Origin of the sequence: Dactylosporangium sp. CA-233914, assembly GCF_050942935.1 — a bacterium.
Lineage (GTDB): Bacteria > Actinomycetota > Actinomycetes > Mycobacteriales > Micromonosporaceae > Dactylosporangium.
Genome location: NZ_CP192030.1, coordinates 11,411,484 through 11,428,138 on the forward strand (window position 1 = coordinate 11,411,484; position 16,655 = coordinate 11,428,138).

At 71.8% G+C, this 16,655-nt stretch carries 16 protein-coding genes and 1 riboswitch; of the genes, 13 read left to right on the forward strand and 3 right to left on the reverse strand.

Features of this window, described 5'->3' with window-relative positions; translation table 11 throughout:
- The first annotated feature begins 9 nt into the window (after positions 1-9).
- From ACQPY0_RS50785 to ACQPY0_RS50815, 7 genes are all read left to right on the forward strand, one after another.
- Positions 10-258 carry a DUF6703 family protein gene (locus ACQPY0_RS50785; RefSeq protein ID WP_432978391.1) on the forward strand — a complete coding sequence of 83 codons (249 nt, stop codon included), beginning with the start codon at positions 10-12 and terminating at the stop codon, positions 256-258.
- A 241-nt stretch (positions 259-499) separates the two neighbouring features.
- Positions 500-1,132, forward strand: coding sequence for a Panacea domain-containing protein (locus ACQPY0_RS50790; protein ID WP_432978393.1), 633 nt, complete (start codon positions 500-502; stop codon positions 1,130-1,132).
- A 1,024-nt stretch (positions 1,133-2,156) separates the two neighbouring features.
- Positions 2,157-2,867, forward strand: a complete 711-nt coding sequence (locus ACQPY0_RS50795) for a metal ABC transporter ATP-binding protein (RefSeq protein WP_432978396.1) — start codon at positions 2,157-2,159, stop codon at positions 2,865-2,867.
- A gap of 6 nt (positions 2,868-2,873) precedes the next feature.
- Positions 2,874-3,743, forward strand: a complete 870-nt coding sequence (locus ACQPY0_RS50800) for a metal ABC transporter permease (RefSeq protein ID WP_432978399.1) — start codon at positions 2,874-2,876, stop codon at positions 3,741-3,743.
- Positions 3,730-4,023 (forward strand): ArsR/SmtB family transcription factor, encoded by a 294-nt coding sequence (locus tag ACQPY0_RS50805; RefSeq protein WP_432978402.1) that lies wholly within the window; start codon positions 3,730-3,732, stop codon positions 4,021-4,023. Before ACQPY0_RS50800 ends, ACQPY0_RS50805 begins: the two co-directional genes overlap by 14 nt.
- A 28-nt stretch (positions 4,024-4,051) precedes the next feature.
- On the forward strand, positions 4,052-4,774 hold the full coding sequence (locus ACQPY0_RS50810) for a hypothetical protein (RefSeq protein WP_432978405.1): 723 nt from the start codon (positions 4,052-4,054) through the stop codon (positions 4,772-4,774).
- 27 nt (positions 4,775-4,801) lie between these two features.
- On the forward strand, positions 4,802-5,398 hold the full coding sequence (locus ACQPY0_RS50815) for a hypothetical protein (protein WP_432978408.1): 597 nt from the start codon (positions 4,802-4,804) through the stop codon (positions 5,396-5,398).
- A 293-nt stretch (positions 5,399-5,691) separates the two neighbouring features.
- Here the strand turns inward: ACQPY0_RS50815 and ACQPY0_RS50820 are convergent, their stop codons facing one another.
- From ACQPY0_RS50820 to ACQPY0_RS50830, 3 genes are all read right to left on the reverse strand, one after another.
- Positions 5,692-7,995: a putative bifunctional diguanylate cyclase/phosphodiesterase gene (locus tag ACQPY0_RS50820; protein WP_432978411.1), complete on the reverse strand. Its 2,304-nt coding sequence runs from the start codon at positions 7,993-7,995 to the stop codon at positions 5,692-5,694.
- A 67-nt stretch (positions 7,996-8,062) separates the two neighbouring features.
- Complete coding sequence (locus ACQPY0_RS50825; protein ID WP_432995751.1) at positions 8,063-9,967, reverse strand: acyl-CoA dehydrogenase family protein; 1,905 nt, start codon at positions 9,965-9,967, stop codon at positions 8,063-8,065.
- 36 nt (positions 9,968-10,003) lie between these two features.
- Positions 10,004-10,849, reverse strand: coding sequence for an alpha/beta fold hydrolase (locus ACQPY0_RS50830; RefSeq protein WP_432978414.1), 846 nt, complete (start codon positions 10,847-10,849; stop codon positions 10,004-10,006).
- A 52-nt stretch (positions 10,850-10,901) separates the two neighbouring features.
- A riboswitch (TPP riboswitch) is annotated at positions 10,902-11,017 on the forward strand.
- 76 nt (positions 11,018-11,093) lie between these two features.
- Here ACQPY0_RS50830 and ACQPY0_RS50835 point away from each other — a divergent pair.
- From ACQPY0_RS50835 to ACQPY0_RS50860, 6 genes are all read left to right on the forward strand, one after another.
- Positions 11,094-11,666 (forward strand): ECF transporter S component, encoded by a 573-nt coding sequence (locus ACQPY0_RS50835; protein ID WP_432978417.1) that lies wholly within the window; start codon positions 11,094-11,096, stop codon positions 11,664-11,666.
- A 2-nt stretch (positions 11,667-11,668) separates the two neighbouring features.
- Positions 11,669-12,997 (forward strand): ABC transporter ATP-binding protein, encoded by a 1,329-nt coding sequence (locus tag ACQPY0_RS50840; RefSeq protein WP_432978420.1) that lies wholly within the window; start codon positions 11,669-11,671, stop codon positions 12,995-12,997.
- Complete coding sequence (locus ACQPY0_RS50845; protein WP_432978423.1) at positions 12,994-13,713, forward strand: energy-coupling factor transporter transmembrane component T family protein; 720 nt, start codon at positions 12,994-12,996, stop codon at positions 13,711-13,713. Before ACQPY0_RS50840 ends, ACQPY0_RS50845 begins: the two co-directional genes overlap by 4 nt.
- A gap of 75 nt (positions 13,714-13,788) precedes the next feature.
- The gene (locus ACQPY0_RS50850; RefSeq protein ID WP_432978426.1) at positions 13,789-15,510 is read left to right on the forward strand and encodes a PHP domain-containing protein; all 1,722 of its coding nucleotides are present in this window, start codon (positions 13,789-13,791) and stop codon (positions 15,508-15,510) included.
- Positions 15,510-15,893 (forward strand): hypothetical protein, encoded by a 384-nt coding sequence (locus ACQPY0_RS50855; protein ID WP_432978432.1) that lies wholly within the window; start codon positions 15,510-15,512, stop codon positions 15,891-15,893. The genes ACQPY0_RS50850 and ACQPY0_RS50855 overlap by 1 nt, the downstream gene beginning before the upstream one ends.
- Positions 15,894-15,953: 60 nt before the next feature.
- On the forward strand, positions 15,954-16,463 hold the full coding sequence (locus ACQPY0_RS50860; protein WP_432978435.1) for a MarR family winged helix-turn-helix transcriptional regulator: 510 nt from the start codon (positions 15,954-15,956) through the stop codon (positions 16,461-16,463).
- Positions 16,464-16,655 lie beyond the last annotated feature (192 nt).

A 16,655-nucleotide genomic window follows, 5' to 3' on the forward strand; every position in this document is an offset into this window, starting at 1 on the left:
GGACCCCTGATGACCGAGCGCGTGCTCCTGCGCCTGGCCCGCCTCAACAAGACCCTGGTCTTCCTGACGGCCGCCGCGGTGACATTCTTGGGCCTACTGCTCCCCGGCATCATCGGCGCCGCGGTCCTGCTGATCTTCGCCGCAGGCATGGCCTGGCTCCTGGCCACAACATGGCCGGCCACCCCACCAACGGCACGCACACCCCGCGTGCTGATCCTCATCCTGGTCATCGCCATCGCGGCCTACAAGGCCACCTGACCGCAACCATGCACGTCGCCGCGGTCACTACTGCACCCGGCCCCGGTTCGTGGGTTGAAGGAACTACACGTGTTCGCGTATGATCGAACACGTGTTCGATATGACAGATCCGCCGACCTCATAGCAGTGTGCGATCCTTGACGCAAGCAGGGCAGGCAGCTGCACTGCGCCGTAATGTTGCGGACCGCCGGAAGCTGTAACAAGGGGTGATCACGTGCCAACAGCCAATGAGGTAGCTTCCGTGATCATCGTGCGATCTGGATTGTGGCTCGATGCCATGACCCTTCAGAAGCTGCTCTACTACGTCCAGGCATGGCATCTGGCGATCACAGATGAACCGCTGTTCGAGGACCGTTTCAAAGCTTGGCGCGACGGGCCTGTGGTGCCTGAGGTGTGGCACGCACGGAAGGAGCAATCGTCGCGCCGCGCCAGGAATCAGGCTGTCGACGAGATACAGCTCAGCGTTGACACGTTGGACCTGATCGACCTGGTCCTGGCCACCTATGGATCCATGTCGGGCGACGAGCTCAGCGCGCTCACGCACGTCGAGGCACCGTGGCTGGAGGCACGAGGCGACCTTCCACCTGATGCCCACGGCGCCGGTCCAATCAGCACTGAAACGATGGCGCGCTTCTACCGGTCGCATCGTCGGCTCGGTGGACGTACCGCCGCAGACCTCGCGGCGGCAGGCGTCCACCTGGCGTCGCCCGCCACTGCCGGTCCGGTAAGCGTGGATGAAATACTCGATTCACTCGGAGATGCCTTGTCGGATCCAGGCGACGACGCATGGGGAGGCGCGAACCTGGCGTCTGCGCTTGACTACAACGCCGACGGGATTCGGAAGGAGCGCCGCCGGGCGCATGCCGGTGCCTAGTCCGTGGACCCTGCCGACGAGCTCCAACGACATGTGATCGTGTTCGACTGCAACGTGTTCCTAGACGCAGCAGGCTTGCTGGGGCCGCCGTTTACGTGGCCCAAGTTCGATGCCGCTGTGGCACGAAACTCCCGTGAGCCCGTTCCGCATCCCACTGATCGGGCGTACGACTCTCTTCGCGCGATGGCAGTGTGTACGTCCGGACGCTTCGCGGGCGAGGAAGCACTCGAGGTGTGGACGTCGAGCCACATCGACACCATCGTGCGAGGCAAGGCGCAACAACCGGCTGTTGTTGATCCAGCAACTGGCCATCGAGGCCTGGGCTGGAGCAGGGAGCAGGCCCAAACGCTCGTCGACGAGCTGATATATGGCCTTGTCGAACGCTCCGACGGCGGCACCCTGGGAGACCAGTTCCCGGACGGTAATCCGCCTCTCGACCATGAGGACGGCATGGTCTATGGCGCGTGCAGAACGCTAGCAGGGGACGATCCTCTAGCTCACGTGTACTGCGTCACGAGAGATCGAGGATTTCTGGCGGCGTACCAGCGCCGAGCACTCAGCCTTCACAGCCGCGTCATGTCTCCGTCCACCTTTGTTGCGCTAGTTCGGGCAGCACGAACCCAATACTCGCTTCGACGCATGTGGTAGGACATTTCGCACGCGTTCGTCCAACGACCCCGGCGCGGCTAGCGAGCACTGTCAGGCCAGGCCCCGAAACGGCCGCGAGTGCAACGGTTGCGCGCTCCGCTGTCGCCCTGGTTGCCGAACGGCCACCCGGCATCACCGACCGACCGATGTGAGCCAGACCATGCTGCGCGGCGTGAGCCGCCGCGACGCGAGCGCACCGACGGGCGGGCAAAAGCGCAGGCAGGGGCCAGTTTGCCGAGCTCTGCGCCGCAGCGCGAAGCGGCCGAGTTCGTCGCGTGCGAAGTACTCAGTTGCGGCGCGGAGCACCCTGGGTTGTCGGACACGCCACTAACGGCCGAAGTTGACAACGATTCCCATTATCAGGCACGCTCGAAACGTGGTTCTCCAGGTCGAACGGGCGGTCGTCGCCTACGATGGGCGGCCCGTGCTCGACGGTATCTCGCTCGAGGTGCGCGCCGGTGAGGTCGTCGCCATTCTCGGCGCCAACGGCTCGGGTAAGTCCACCCTCGTCAAGGCTTCCATGGGGCTGGCCCCGCTGGCCGGTGGGGAGGTCCGGCTCTTCGGCACGCCGCTGCGGCGCTTCCGTGGGTGGCACCGTATCGGATACGTTCCGCAGCGGGTCGGGGCCGGAGCCGGCGTGCCCGCGACCGTCGGGGAGGTCGTCGCCGAGGGGCGGCTCGCCCGGCGCGGCTTCCTGCGCCCGGCCTCCTCCGCGGACAAGCGGGCCGTCGAGGAGGCCCTCACCGCCGTTGGACTCGCCGCGCGCTCGCGCGAGCCCGTCTCGGTGCTCTCCGGCGGGCAGCAGCAGCGGGTACTCATCGCCCGCGCGCTGGCCGGCGGGCCCGAACTGCTCGTGCTCGACGAGCCTACGGCCGGCGTCGACGCGGTCAGCCAGGAGCTGTTCGCCGCGTGCCTGCGCAAGTTCGTCGGGCAGGGTGGCACGGTCGTGTTCGTCGCGCACGAGCTGGGGCCGCTACGGCCGCTGATCACCCGGGCGGTCGTCGTGAGCCGGGGCGAGATCGTGCACGACGGCGCGCCGCCGGTGGCCGACAACGACCACGTGCACCCGCACGCCGCCGCGGCCTGACGCGCGATGAGCATCTTCACGTACGACTTCATGATCCGCGCCCTCCTCGGGGCGCTCATCACCGGCGCGTCCGCCCCGGCGATCGGCACGTACCTGGTCCAGCGCCGGCTCTCGCTCATCGGCGACGGCCTCGGACACGTCGCGCTCACCGGCGTCGGGCTCGGGCTGCTGCTGCACCGCTCCCCCGTGATCATGGCGGTGCTGGCCGCCGCGGCCGGCGCCGTCGTCATCGAGCTGGTCCGGGAGCGGGGCCGCACGTCCGGCGACATCGCGCTGTCGATGCTCTTCTACGGTGGCATCTCCGGCGGTGTGGTCCTGGTGAACCTGTCCGACGCGCAGAGCAGCCGCAGCCTCGTGACGTACCTCTTCGGCTCGCCCCTGACCACCAGCCCCCAGGACCTCACGGTGATGCTGATCCTCGGCGCCGCCGTGCTCGCGGTCGCGATCCTGCTGCGCCCGTGGCTGTTCGCGGTCTGCCACGACGAGGAGTACGCCCGCGTCTCCGGCCTGCCGGTGCGCACACTGAACCTGGTCCTCGCCGTCACCACCGCGGTCACCGTCACCGTCGCCATGCGCGCGGTCGGGCTGCTGCTGGTCAGCGCGCTCATGGTGGTGCCGGTGGCGACCGCCCAGCAGATCACCAGGGGCTTCCGCGCCACCATGCTCGCCGCCATCGGCCTCGGCCTGCTCGTCTCCGGCCTGGGCGTGTGGCTGTCGACCGCGATCGACACCGGCCCGGGCGCCACGGTGGTGCTCCTGGCCATCGCCGGCTTCTTCGCGGTGACCGTCGGCGTCGCGGCGGTGCGGGCCGCCCGCCGGGCGCGGCACCGGGAGGCGGCCGTACCGCAGGAGGCCGGGGCCCGTGCCGGCGCCTGAGCCCGACGGCTACGAGGCCGCCGGCGAGCTGCTCAAGGCGCTCTCCGCCCCGCTTCGCATCCGGATCGTGACCGAGCTGGCCGAGGGCGAGCGGTGCGTCCACGAGCTGGTGGAGACGCTGGGTGCCCCACAGCCACTGGTCTCCCAGCACCTGCGCGTGCTGCGCGGGGCGGGCGTGGTGCGCGGTTCCCGGCGCGGCCGGGAGATCGCCTACGCTCTGATCGATGAACACGTCGCGCACATCGTCGCCGACGCGGTCAGCCACGTTCGCGAGGGCTAGGCGCCTCGTGGCGGTCGCGGTGGTCGCGGTGATGACTCTCACAGGGTGTACCACCAAATCGGACGAACCTGACAGCCCGGCGGCGACGACCGCGGCCCCGGCCCCGGCGAGCACCGATCCCGTCGCGATCTTCAAGGCCGCGGTGGCGAAGACGAACCAGAACACGATGACGTTCACGATCGACACCGACCTCGGCACCCTTGGCAGCCAGAAGGGCAGCGGCGCGGCCGACCCGCGCAAGAAGTCGACCGGCTACCACGGCGAGCTGCTCACCGCCGACCGCAAGGTCGAGATCGACGCGATCCTGGTCGGCCAGGACCTCTACTTGAAGGTCACCGGCCTGACGACCGACCGCTGGGCCCACGTCGACATGACGAAGATCAAGTCGCTGGCCCGGCTCGGCCTCGACCCGACCGGCAACCCCACCGGCCTGGGCTCCCTGTCCGACGAGATCGTCTCGGTGCGGCAGACGGCGCCCGGCTCGTTCAGCGGCACCCTGGACCGCACGAAAAGCCCGCTGCTGAGCGGCACCGACGCCGCCGATGCCCTCAAGAGCGTCCCGTTCGAGGCGAAGGTCAATTCGCAGGGGTACGTCACGAGCCTGGTCACCCACACTCCGCCCGTGGGCACTGCGCCGGCCGCGACGTCCACGACCCAGCTGGCCGCCTTCGCCCAGCCGATCACCATCGACCGCCCCGACTCGGCGGAGGTGGAGCAGGCCACCGACGCGGTGTACCAGGCCCTGCAGTAACCCGCCGCGTACGCCAGGCTTGCAGCCATGAAGCTCTACGCCGACCGCGCCCCCGTCGCCACCCGGCAATTCCTGACCGACGCCCTGGTCGTCATCTGGGTCTATGCCTGGATCAGACTCGGGATGGCCCTGTTCGACCTGGTCCAGAAGCTGGCGGCCCCCGGCCGGAAGCTGGAGGGCGCCGGCGACGGCCTGGCGTCGAACCTGAACTCGGCCGGCGAGCACATCAAGGATCTGCCGGGCGTCCCGGACTCGATGGCGACCCCCTTCACCAACGCCGCGAACGCCGCGACGTCCCTGGCCAACGCGGGCCGCGAACAGCAGGACATCGTCAACGACCTGGCGTGGATCCTCTCGGTCGTGATCGTGGTCGTCCCGGTCCTGCTGGTCGTGGGCGTGTGGCTGCCGTTGCGCATTCGCTGGGTACGCCGGGCCGGCTCGGCCGCCCGCCTGCGCGCCGCGACCGCGGGCCGCGACTTGCTGGCCCTGCGCGCCCTGGCTACACAACCCCTGAAGCGCCTGCTGAGAATCGACCCCGAAATCGCGGCCCGCTGGCGCCGCGGCGACCCGGAAGCGGTCGAGGCCCTGGCCAGCCTGCAACTGCGCTCCTTCGGCCTGCGCTGAGCCCACTTACGCACCCGCCGTATCGGGCGCTGCCACGCCACGGCGCAGCAGCGCCCGACCAACAGGCACCCGCCTGAAACCGCGCCGCCTCACCCTGCGCCGACCAGCAACACCACCCGTTATGTCGGGCGCTGGCGCGCCACGACATAACGGACTTATACCCCGTCAGGCGAAAAATCCGAAAAGTCGCGGCGCGGAGCGCCCGACTTTTCGGCAGGCCCCGCGCCTCAAGGACAAGCTGAACACCCGCACGGCCCGACGCGGAGCGCAGCGCAAACAGCGGATGTGACTCATCAGAGGTCGGCGATCGCCACCGTCTGCTGGCGGGCCAGCAGACCGGACACGTCCTCCGCGCTCAGGGGCCGGGCCAGGTGGTAGCCCTGGCCCAGCGTGTAGCCCAGCTCCCGCAGCACCGCCGCCTGCTCGGCGCTCTCCACGCCCTCCGCCACCGTCGAGAGGCCCAGCGCCCGGGCAAGCTGGATCACCGCCCGCGCCACCGCCCGGCGGGCCTCAGCCGCGGCCGGCTGACCGTCGTCGATCTCGATCGTGTCGACGAACGATTTGTCCAGTTTGACGATCGCGGCCGGGAACGCGCGCAGCAGGCTCAGCGAGGACTCGCCGGTGCCGAAGTCGTCCAGCGCCAGCCGGATGCCCATCCGCGCCAGCTCGTGCAGGGTGCGGGAGACCTGCTGGCCGCGCAGGACCGCCGACTCGGTCACCTCCAGCACCAGGCGCGAGCAGGGCAGGCCGGTCTCGGCCAGGGCCGCGCGCACGTCGGCGACGAAGTCGGGATCGTGCAGCTGTCGTGCCGAGACGTTCAGCGCCGCCTCCTGCAGGGCGTCCGGGCCGAACGCCGCCAGCCACGCGGCCGCCTGGCGGCAGGTCTCGCGCAGCACGTACCGGCCCAGCGGCACGATCAGCCCGGTGCGCTCGGCCGCCGGGATGAACTCGGCCGGACCGACCACGCCCCGGGTCGGGTGATGCCAGCGGACCAGGGCCTCGACGCCGACCGCGCAGCCGTCGTCCAGGCGCAGGATCGGCTGGTAGACGACCTGGAACTCGCCGTTGTCCAGGGCCCGGCGCAGCTCGCCGCCGAGCTGCATGTGGGCCAGCACGGGCTCGCCCATGCCCTCGGCGTATCGCACGAACCCCGCCTTGCCGCGCTGCTTGGCCGTGTACATGGCCACGTCGGCGTCCCGCAGCACCGAGTCGACGGTCGCGCCGGGCCCGGCCTCCGCGATGCCGATGCTGGCCTGGACCAGCAGGCGGTACTCGCTGATCGGCCGGTCGAGCGCGGCCAGCAGCCGCACCGCCAGCTCCTCGGCGTCGGCGCCGGCGCCGGTGAGCAGCACCGCGAACTCGTCGCCGCCGACGCGCACCGGCAGGCCGCCGGCCCCGGCCTCGGCGCGCAGCAACTGGGCGACCGAGACCAGCAGCCGGTCGCCGACGCCGTGGCCGAGCAGGTCGTTGACGGCCTTGAAGTCGTCGAGGTCGACGAGGAGGACCGCCGCGTGGCCCCCCGTGGCCAGGGCGGCCGCGAGCCGGTCCCGGAACAGCGCCCGGTTGGCCAGGCCCGTGAGGCCGTCGTGGCTGGCCTCGTGCTGCAGCCGCTCCTCCTGCACCCGGGTGTTGGCAAGCAGCCGTGCGTTCTCCTGGAAGGCGATGTACTGCCGGACGGTGACCAGCGCCGTCACCACCACGGCGACGACGAGCACCACGCGCCCCGGCCAGCGTAGCGGCGCGCCGAGCGCGATCGCGACGAGCGGCAGGTCGACCGCGGCCACGGCCAGGTAGGGCAGCAGGATGCCGACGCGGCCCGGCTCGCGGCGCGGCCCGGCGCCGGTGCGCCACTGGGCGGCCACGCCGAGCGCGGCCAGGACCGGGGTCAGCGGCATCACGATCGCCTGGGCGGGGATGCTGGCGGAGATGCCGAACCAGGCCGCGAGCACGGCCACGCCCGCGGCGGTGACGCCCCCGGCGGCCGCGATGAGCCGCAGCGCGGTGCGGTCGACGGGGCCGCCGGCGATGTACGACACCTTCGTCGCGGCCCCGACCGTGACCAGGAACGCGAGCCCGGTGAGCAGCATCGCCTGCGGGCTCCACGGCTCGGCGGCGGCGAGCATGGGGGCCAGCCCGGCGTACCACAGCACGGCCGCGCAGCCGAGGAACGCGATGGTGCGGTCCAGCAGCATGCGCCACCGCTCGCCGCCGGTCGGCACGACCGGGACCCGGCCGACCGCCCAGATGGCGACGGCGAACCCGGCGGCCACGCAGGCCGCGGCGGCCGGCGGCATGCTGCGGGTGTGCGCCTCGGCCGCGTGGGTGAGCATGTCCAGCGCCAGCCAGCCGTATCCGAACGTCATCGCGGCCGCGGCGGTGAGCACGCCGCGCCAGAACCGCCGGGCGACCGGGTCGAGGTCGCCGCGGCGGTAGAGGTGCAGCACGGACGCGGTGGCGAAGACGCCGCCGACGGGGACGAAGACGTACGCGATGGCCTCGCTGCCGGCCCCGACGGTCGCGAAGGCGAGATACCAGCCGGTGCCGAGGGCCACGACGCTGACGGTGGCCACCACATATGGCCTGGCCTCCCGCGTCACGGCCCCGACAATATCCCGCCCGCCGCGGCCCCGATCTCCACCGAACGTTCGAACAAAACCGATGAATCTACAGGCGGCGCCGGACGTCTTGCTCGGTCGATGGCCCCGGCGACCAGGTCGCGGTCGTCGGGCCGTCGGCGGGCGCCGGCACGATGCCGTCCTCCAGGGAGCGGTACCGCCCCGCCAGCACCCGCTTCGCCGCGGACACCTCGACCGAGTCGGCGTTGTCCCACAGCTCGCGGAACAGTGCCTCGGCCCGCAGGGTCGCCTGGCGGCAGAACAGGTCCGCCAGCTCAATGCCCTCGGGCCGCGCGTCGCGCTCGGTGCGGGCCTTGAGGCAGGCCGCCGACATGGCGAACAGCTCCGCCCCGATGTCCACGACCCGGCCGAGGAAGCCCTGCTTGTGCTCCAGTTTGCCCTGCCAGCGGGCCATCGCGTAGAAGGTCTCGCGGGCCAGGCGGCGGGAGGCGCGCTCGACGTAGCGCAGGTGCGGGGCCAGGTGGCCGAACTCGCCGTATCCGGTCGGCAGCTGGCCCTTGCCCGCCACCAGGGTGGGCAGCCACCGGGCGTAGAAGCCGCCGGCCCGGCCGGCCGCCTTGGCCTTGCGCCCCAGGCCCGCCTCGGGGTCGATGATGTCGCCGGCCACGCTGAGGTGGGCGTCGACGGCCTCGCGGGCGATGGCCAGGTGCATGATCTCGGTCGAGCCCTCGAAGATGCGGTTGATCCGCAGGTCGCGCAGGATCTGCTCGGCCGGGATGCCCCGCTCGCCGCGGGCGGCCAGCGAGTCGGCCGTCTCGTAGCCGCGCCCGCCGCGGATCTGCACCAGCTCGTCGGCGATCTTCCAGGCCAGCTCGCTGGCGTAGAGCTTGACGAGGGCGGCCTCGATGCGGATGTCGTTGCGGTTGTCGTCGGCCAGGCGGCAGGCGACCTCGAGCATGGCCTCCATGCCGTACGTCGAGCCCGCCATGAACGCGATCTTCTTCGCGATCGCCTCGAAGGCGCCGATCGGGCGGCCCATCTGCACGCGCTCGGCGGCCCACTCGCGGGCGACGCCCAGGCACCACTTGCCGGCGCCGACGCACATCGCGGGCAGCGAGAGCCGGCCGGTGTTGAGCGTGCTCAGGGCGATGCGCAGGCCGTGGCCCTCGCCGCCGATCACGTTCTCCTTCGGCACCCGCACGTCGTGGAAGCGGGTGACGCTGTTCTCCAGGCCGCGCAGCCCCATGAAGGCGTTGCGGCGCTCGATCGTCACGCCGGGGGCGTCGCCCTCGACGACGAAGGCGGTGATGCCGCCCCGGTGCCCATCGCCGCTGGGCACCAGGGCCATGACCACGAACAGGGTGGCCAGGGTGCCGTTGGTGGCCCACAGCTTGACGCCGTTGAGCAGGTAGTCGCCGTCCTCGGTGGGCACCGCGGAGGTGCGCAGGTTGGCCGGGAACGAGCCGACCTCGGGCTCGGTGAGCAGGAACGCGGACACCTCGCCGGCGGCCAGGCGGGGCAGGAAACGCTGCTTCTGCTCGTCGTTGCCGACCAGCTTCAGCGGCTGCGGCACGCCGATGGACTGGTGGGCCGACAGCAGCGCGCCGATCGACGGGTTGACCGAGCCGGTGAGCATGAGCGCCCGGCAGTAGTCGAGGTTGGTCAGGCCCAGGCCGCCGTACCTCTCGTCGATCTTCATCCCGAAGGCGCCCAGCTCGGCGAGGCAGCGCAGCACCTCGTCCGGGATGCGCGCGTCGCGCTCGATCTGCTGGCCGTCGACCTCGGCGGCCAGGTACGCCTCGAGCTTCTGGCGGAACGAGACGCCGCGCGCCTCGGCGGCCGGATCGAGCTCCGGCAGCGGGTCGATGAGATCGAGGCGGAGCCGCCCCAGGAAGAGCTCCTTGCCGAAGCTGGGCTTCTTCCACTCGATCTCGCGGTTCTCCTCGATGACCTTGCGCGCCTCCCGCTCTGCGCGCACCGACGTCGCAACCATGGACACCCCCAGGTAGACGCTCCTGCTGCCAGGTTATTACCCGCGGGTAGCTTTGCCTATGCCCCAGGAGCGGCAGCGTGCCACGACGGCCGCGGCGACCTCGGCCGGCGCCTGGTCGGCGATCCAGTGACTGATCCCCGCGAGGGGGACGAAGCGGTAGTCCGCCGCCACGTGCTCCGCGCACGCGCGGGCCGCCGCTGGGCCGATCGCCACATCGCCGTCGCTCCAGACGTACGTGGTCGGGACGCTCGCCGGGCCGAGGCCGACCAGGTCGAGGGGGCTCATCGCGCGGTACCAGTTCAGCGCCGCCGTCAGCGCGCCGGGCTCCAGCAGCGGCCGGACGTAGACGTCGGTGTCGATCGAGGCCCCGGCGAAGAGGCCGCGCAGCCGCCGCGCACCGTCGCCGAGAAGCACCTCTTCAGCCTTGTCCACGTGCCGGAACAGCTTGATGTACGCCGAACGCTCCTGCTGGTCGGGATCGTGCGCGTAGGCGTAGGCGCTCGCGTGCGGGTGCGGCACCGAGATCGCGGTCAGCGTCCGCACCCGGGCCGGGTGGCGCAGCGCCACGTGCCAGGCACAGACGGCGCCCCAGTCGTGGCCCACCAGGTGTACCGACGAAACCCCGAGCGCGTCGAGCACGGCCACGGCGTCGAGCGCGCACTCCTCGATGCGGTAGGCCTCGGCGCCCTCGGGCCGGGCGCCTGGCGAGGTCCCCCGCTGGTCGAGCGCGTAGGTGCGCAGGCCCGCCGCGTGCAGCAGCGGCGTCACGGCCGCCCACTCGCCGCTGTGCTGCGGGAACCCGTGCAGCAGCAGGACCGGCTCGCCGCCGGCCGGGCCACCCTCGAACACGTCGAAGACCATCGAGCGCGCCGTGATTTTCATGACCCGAGACTACGAGCCGGCGGCATTCACTGTTACCGTCAGGAAACAACTTCACATCCGACAGGGGAGCGCACAGCGCTGAGAGTGCGGCGGCCGCCGGGGCGGCGCCGCAGACCCTCGAACCTGATCTGGGTAATGCCAGCGCAGGGAGTTCGGTCACCTCATGCCAGCCGCCATGCCCGCGCCAGTGGCGGCATGGCGTCGCGTCTCCTTCTGGTTCACGAGAACTGGGAGGCATCCAGCAATGCAAACCCGTTGGCGCACCGTCGACATCGTCGTGGCGTCGGTCGTCGCCGTGGCCTTCGCGGCGGTGTTCTACGCCTGGAACAACCTGTGGAACGCGCTGGAGAGCGGCTTCGCGCTGCCGTGGCGCGCGGTGATCTACGGCGTGTGGCTGATCCCGGCCGTGCTCGGGCCGCTGGTCATCCGCAAGCCCGGCGCCGGCCTCTACACCGAACTCGTCGCCGCGATCGTCTCGGCGCTGTTCGGCTCGGCCTGGGGGCTCACCGTCGTGGTGTCCGGCCTGGTGCAGGGCATCGGCGGCGAGTTCGGCTTCGCCGCGACCGGCTACCGCGGGTACCGGCTGGTCAACGCCCTGGTCGCGGGCGCGCTGTCCGGTGCCGGCGCGGCGCTGTTCGACCTGAGCGTCTACTACGGTGACGCGTTCACGGCCGCGCAGAAGTGGACGTACGCGGCCCTGGTGGTGGCCAGCGGCGCGATCGTGGCCGGGGCCGGCAGCTGGGCCCTGCAGCGCGCGCTGTCCAAGACGGGTGTGCTGGACCGGTTCCCCTCCGGCCGGGAACGCGTCGCCGTCTGAGCGTGAGCACCGTCGAGTTTCGTGATTTCGGGTGGCGGCACGCCGGGCGCAAGGCCTGGGCGGTCCGCCACCTCGACCTGCGCATCGAGCACGGCGAGCGGGTCCTGCTGGCCGGCGCCTCCGGGGCCGGCAAGTCGACCCTGCTCGCCGCGCTCGCCGGCCTGCTCGCCGAGGACTCCGGCGAGCAGGAGGGCGAGGTGCTCGTCGACGGCCGCCCGGCCCGGCAGGCCCGCGGCGAGACCGGGATCGTCTTCCAGGACCCGCAGACCCAGCTGGTGATGAGCCGGGCCGGCGACGACGTCGCGTTCGGCCTGGAGAACCGGGGCCTGCCGCGGGCGGAGATCTGGCTGCGGGTCGACGCGGCGCTGTCGGCGGTGGGGTTTCCGTACGAGCGGGGCCGCGGCACCGCCGCGCTCTCCGGCGGCGAGCAGCAGCGCCTCGCCATCGCCGGGGTGATCGCCCTGCGCCCGGGCCTGCTGCTGCTCGACGAGCCGACCGCCAACCTCGACCCGGACGGCGCCCAGCTGGTCCGCACCGCGATCGCCAAGGTCGTTCAGGACCTCGACGCGACCCTGGTCCTGGTCGAGCACCGCGTCGACGAGGCGCTGCCGCTGGTGGACCGCACGATCGTCATCGGCGACGATCCCGGCGCGGTGTGGACGCCGGGCGCCCCGCTGCCGTCCCGCCGGGCGGCCACCGCCCCGGGCGAGACGCTGCTCACCGCGGAGGCGCTCGGCCTGCCGCACAACGACACCACCATTTCCGAAGTCGTACGGCAGGCAGAGGCGCTCGCCGTCGAGGGCCCCAACGGCGCCGGCAAGACCACCCTGGCGCTGCTGCTCGGCGGCCTGACGAGGCCGGCGCGCGGCCGCGTGGTGGCCTCCGCGGCGCTGGCCGGCCGGGACGCGGCCCGCCCGCCGCACCGCTGGCGTGCCGCCCGGCTCGCGGCCCGGATCGGCTCGGTGTTCCAGAACCCGGAGCACCAGTTCGTCACCGACACCGTGCGCGCCGAGCTGGCCCTGAGCGGGGCGCCGGCGTCCACCGTGGACGCCCTGCTGGAGCGGCTGCGCCTGCACCGCCTGGCCCTGGCCAACCCGTTCACGCTCTCCGGCGGCGAGCAGCGAAGGCTCAGCGTCGCCACCGCCCTCGCCGCGGCCCCGCGGGTGCTGATCCTCGACGAGCCGACGTTCGGCCAGGACCTGCGCACCTGGCGCGAGCTGGTGACCCTGCTGGCCGACCTGCGCGACGAGGGCCGGGCCCTGGTCCTGGTCACCCACGACCCGCAGCTGGTCGCGGCGATCGGCGACCGGCGGCTGGAGCTGACCCGGTGAGCACCTGGCTGGCCCGGCGCGACGCGATCGCCAAGCTGTTCGCCGCGCTGCTGGTCACCGCGGCCGTCGTGAGCACCCTCGACCCCGTCGCGTCGCTGAGCGTCATCGGCGCGCTGCTGGTACTGCTGCCGCTCACCGGGGTCGGGCTCGGCACGCTGTGGCGGCGGGGCTGGCCGATCCTCGCCTCGGCGGCCGGGATCTTCGTCTTCACCGTGCTCTTCGGTGCCCGCGACTCGCCGGTCGTCGCCCACCTGGACTGGCTCGGCGGGCTCGACGTGCGGCAGAACGCGGCCGGGTACGCGCTGCGCCTGCTCGCCGTCGGGCTGCCGGGGTTCGTGGTGTTCGCGACCATCGACCCGACCGACCTCGCCGACTCGCTCGTCGCGCACCTGCGGGTCTCGCCCCGGTTCGCGATCGGCGCCCTGGCGGCCCTGCGCCTGGCGCCGCTGCTCGCCGACGAGTACCGGCTGATCCGGCTGGCCCGGCGCGCCCGCGGTACGAGGGCCGGGGTGTTCTCCACGCTCTTCGGACTGCTGGTGGCCGCCATCCGGCGGGGCATCCGCCTCGCCACGGCCATGGAGGCCCGCGGTTTCGACGGGGGCGATTCGCGCACGATCGCCCGGGATACCCGTTTCGGCTGGCCGGATGCGCTGGTGGTGGCGGCCGGCCTGGCCCTGGCAATGGTAGTGATCTTGCTGAAGTTCGCGCGGACATAGGAGTATCGCTACCTGTTGTTCGGTTTCGGCGTCGAGGGTCGGCCGTGAGGACCATCGAACCTGCAAGGAGCCTTCATGGGCCACGGCCACCACCATCACCACGACGACATGCCACAGGCCGCCGGGGACGTCCCCGCGGTGCTCGACGCCTCGATCCCGGACAGCGAGCTCTCCCCCGGCGACGTCTCCCGCCGCGGGTTCCTGCGCCGCGCCGGCCTGCTCGGCGCGGCCGCCGCCGCGGGCGGTGCGCTGGCCAACGCCGGGATCGCGCACGCGCACGGCGAGGACGACAACCACGACTTCGACGGCTGGAACCGCCACGGCCACAACCGTCCGACGTCCAACAACTACAAGTGGCTGGCGGGCGACCACCACATCCACACCCAGTTCTCCAGCGACGGCATGTACCGGGTCGACGACCACGTGAAGCACGCCTCCGCCTTCGGCCTGGACTGGATGGTCATCACCGACCACGGCACCGTCCAGCACTCGAAGATCGGCGTCGACAAGGTCAACCCGCTCATCCGGGAAGCCCGCGACGACTACAAGGACATGCTGGTCTTCCAGGGCCTGGAGTGGAACATCCCGGCCGCGGAGCACGGCACCGTCTTCGTGCACCCGGGCGCCAACGAGGTCGCGGTCCTCAAGGAGTTCGAGAACACCTTCGACGGCACGGTCCAGGGCGCGGTCAACCCGGCCAACGTGACCGAGGCGCTGGCCATCGCCGGCATCAAGTTCCTCGGCGACCAGGTCACCAAGCGGCGGGTCCAGGACGCGCTGTTCCTGGCCAACCACCCGGCCCGCAACGGCATCGACTCGCCGCACGAGATCCGCGGCTGGCGCGACGCCAACCCGCGGATCGCGATCGGCTTCGAGGGCGCGCCCGGCCACCAGGCCGCGGGCATCGCCAAGCCCAACGGTGGCGGCGGCGGCCGTGGCTACTACGAGAACGCCCCCAACGCCAAGTCGTTCCCCGCCTACCCGCCGGAGAGCTACCGCACCTGGGGCGGCTTCGACTGGATGACCTCGACCGTCGGCGGCCTCTGGGACAGCCTCCTGGCCGAGGGCAAGGCGTGGTGGATCACCGCGAACTCGGACTCGCACGTCGTCTACGAGGAGACGGCCAAGCGCCCCGACAACACGGACTTCAACACCAACGGCTACCACTTCGACCCGGTGTACGGTCAGCCGGTCAACCTCACCCCCGGTGACTTCTGGCCCGGCTACTACAGCCGCACCCACGTCGGCTCGCGCAACTTCAGCTACGCGGCGGTCATGGACGGAATGCGCGCCGGGCGCGTCTGGGTCGACCACGGCGGCCTGATCAGCGGCCTCGACGTGCAGGTGCGCGTCAAGGGCTCGCCGGTCGGCGTCACGCTGGGCGACTCGCTGGTGCTGCGCCGCGGCCAGCGCGCCGAGCTGGTCATCAGGATCAACCTGGCGGACAAGGCGAACTGGGCGAACTTCGTGCCGAAGCTGGCCCGTGTCGACGTCATCCGCGGCGACGTGAAGGGCGCCGTGTCCGACCAGGACACGTTCAAGGCCCCGAACACGAAGGTCGTGAAGTCCTTCGAGGTCAACAAGTCCACCGGCACCGTGTCGTTCACCTACGACCTGGGCGTGGCCGACCAGCCGTTCTACGTCCGCCTGCGCGGCACCGACGGCAACCGCACCGCCCCGGGCTACCTCGGCGCGGCGATCGACCCGGCCGGCCCGGCGATCGACGTGCTCGGCGACGCCGACCCGTGGAAGGACCTCTGGTTCTACGCGAACCCGATCTGGGTCCTGCCCCGGTAATGCAGTTTCCCGACGTCCAGGCGGCCGACCATCACATCCTGACGGAAGGCCGCCCCGCGTTCACGTACTTCGCCGGCGGCCAGGTCAACGTCGGTGCCGAGGCGGAGCAGCCCCCGGAGGGGGCCCGCCAGGTGCTGTTCGAAGGCTCCGCCGGGCTGAAGGGCACGATCCCGGTCTCGGCCATCGTGGCCGGGTCCGCGATCGAGCAGGTCGTCATCCTGGGCGGCATGCGGGCGGTGCCGGAGATGCTCGTCGACACGCGGGACTTCGTCCGCCCGATCTGGCGCGACGGCGTCCTGACACTGGTGACCCAGTTCGCCCGCAACGGCGTGCTGGTCCCCTTCGAGCCGCCGAACAACCGGCCCTGCTGCGCCGATCACTGAACCAACGCTGAACAACGGGCCCGCCGGGTTTTCCCGGCGGGCCCTACTAATGTCGTACCCATGCCCAGGGACCAGATCGACGCCGTCGTCGGCGAGTGGCGCGAGCAGCTGCCCGACGTCGTCGGCCCGTCGATGGAGCTGGGCAAGCGCGTGCACCGCCTCGCCGGGCGGCTGCAGGAGGCCGTGCGCGACGAGACCGCGGCCCTGGGCCTCACCCCGGCCGAGTTCGACGTGCTCTCGGCGCTGCGCCGAGCCGGCCCGCCCTATGCGCTCAAGCCCTCCGAGCTCGCCGCCGGGCTGCTGCTGACCTCCGGCGGGATCAGCAACGTGCTGCGCCGGCTGCAGCAGGGCGGGCTGATCGAGCGCGCCGCCGACGCCGCCGACGCCCGGGTCGCCTGGGTGCGGCTGAGCGAGCGCGGGGTCGCCACGGCCGAGCGGATCGTGCGGGCGGTCACCGCCGCCCAGGCGCGGCTGTTCGCCCCGGTGCCGGAGGCGCTCGTGGCCGAGGCCGCGGACCGCCTGCGCGAGCTCCTGATCGCCCTCGGGGACATCGCGAAGGAAGAGGAGTAGCTGCCGCGGCGGTGGTAGTGGGCGCAGGGCGGCTCGTCGACCTCCACCGCGTCGGGCCGCGCGGTGGAGCCGTTCCGGGGGCCGGACCACATCGCGACTCGCACCGTCGTGGTCCACGAGGGTAACCCATGCACCGTTCCGCCCGTTTTACTCGCGTATAGCACGAAATCCTGGCGCGCGTCGATGCGATCC

What these genes read in the sequence shown, in the direction of transcription:
- ACQPY0_RS50850 (WP_432978426.1), top strand. Translation starts at nt 13,789, where the DNA reads ATGGGCCACGGCCACCACCATCACCACGACGACATGCCACAGGCCGCC.
- ACQPY0_RS50785 (WP_432978391.1), top strand. Translation starts at nt 10, where the DNA reads ATGACCGAGCGCGTGCTCCTGCGCCTGGCCCGCCTCAACAAGACCCTG.
- ACQPY0_RS50815 (WP_432978408.1), top strand. Translation starts at nt 4,802, where the DNA reads ATGAAGCTCTACGCCGACCGCGCCCCCGTCGCCACCCGGCAATTCCTG.
- ACQPY0_RS50855 (WP_432978432.1), top strand. Translation starts at nt 15,510, where the DNA reads ATGCAGTTTCCCGACGTCCAGGCGGCCGACCATCACATCCTGACGGAA.
- ACQPY0_RS50835 (WP_432978417.1), top strand. Translation starts at nt 11,094, where the DNA reads ATGCAAACCCGTTGGCGCACCGTCGACATCGTCGTGGCGTCGGTCGTC.
- ACQPY0_RS50800 (WP_432978399.1), top strand. Translation starts at nt 2,874, where the DNA reads ATGAGCATCTTCACGTACGACTTCATGATCCGCGCCCTCCTCGGGGCG.
- ACQPY0_RS50825 (WP_432995751.1), bottom strand. Translation starts at nt 9,967, where the DNA reads ATGGTTGCGACGTCGGTGCGCGCAGAGCGGGAGGCGCGCAAGGTCATC.
- ACQPY0_RS50860 (WP_432978435.1), top strand. Translation starts at nt 15,954, where the DNA reads ATGCCCAGGGACCAGATCGACGCCGTCGTCGGCGAGTGGCGCGAGCAG.
- ACQPY0_RS50830 (WP_432978414.1), bottom strand. Translation starts at nt 10,849, where the DNA reads ATGAAAATCACGGCGCGCTCGATGGTCTTCGACGTGTTCGAGGGTGGC.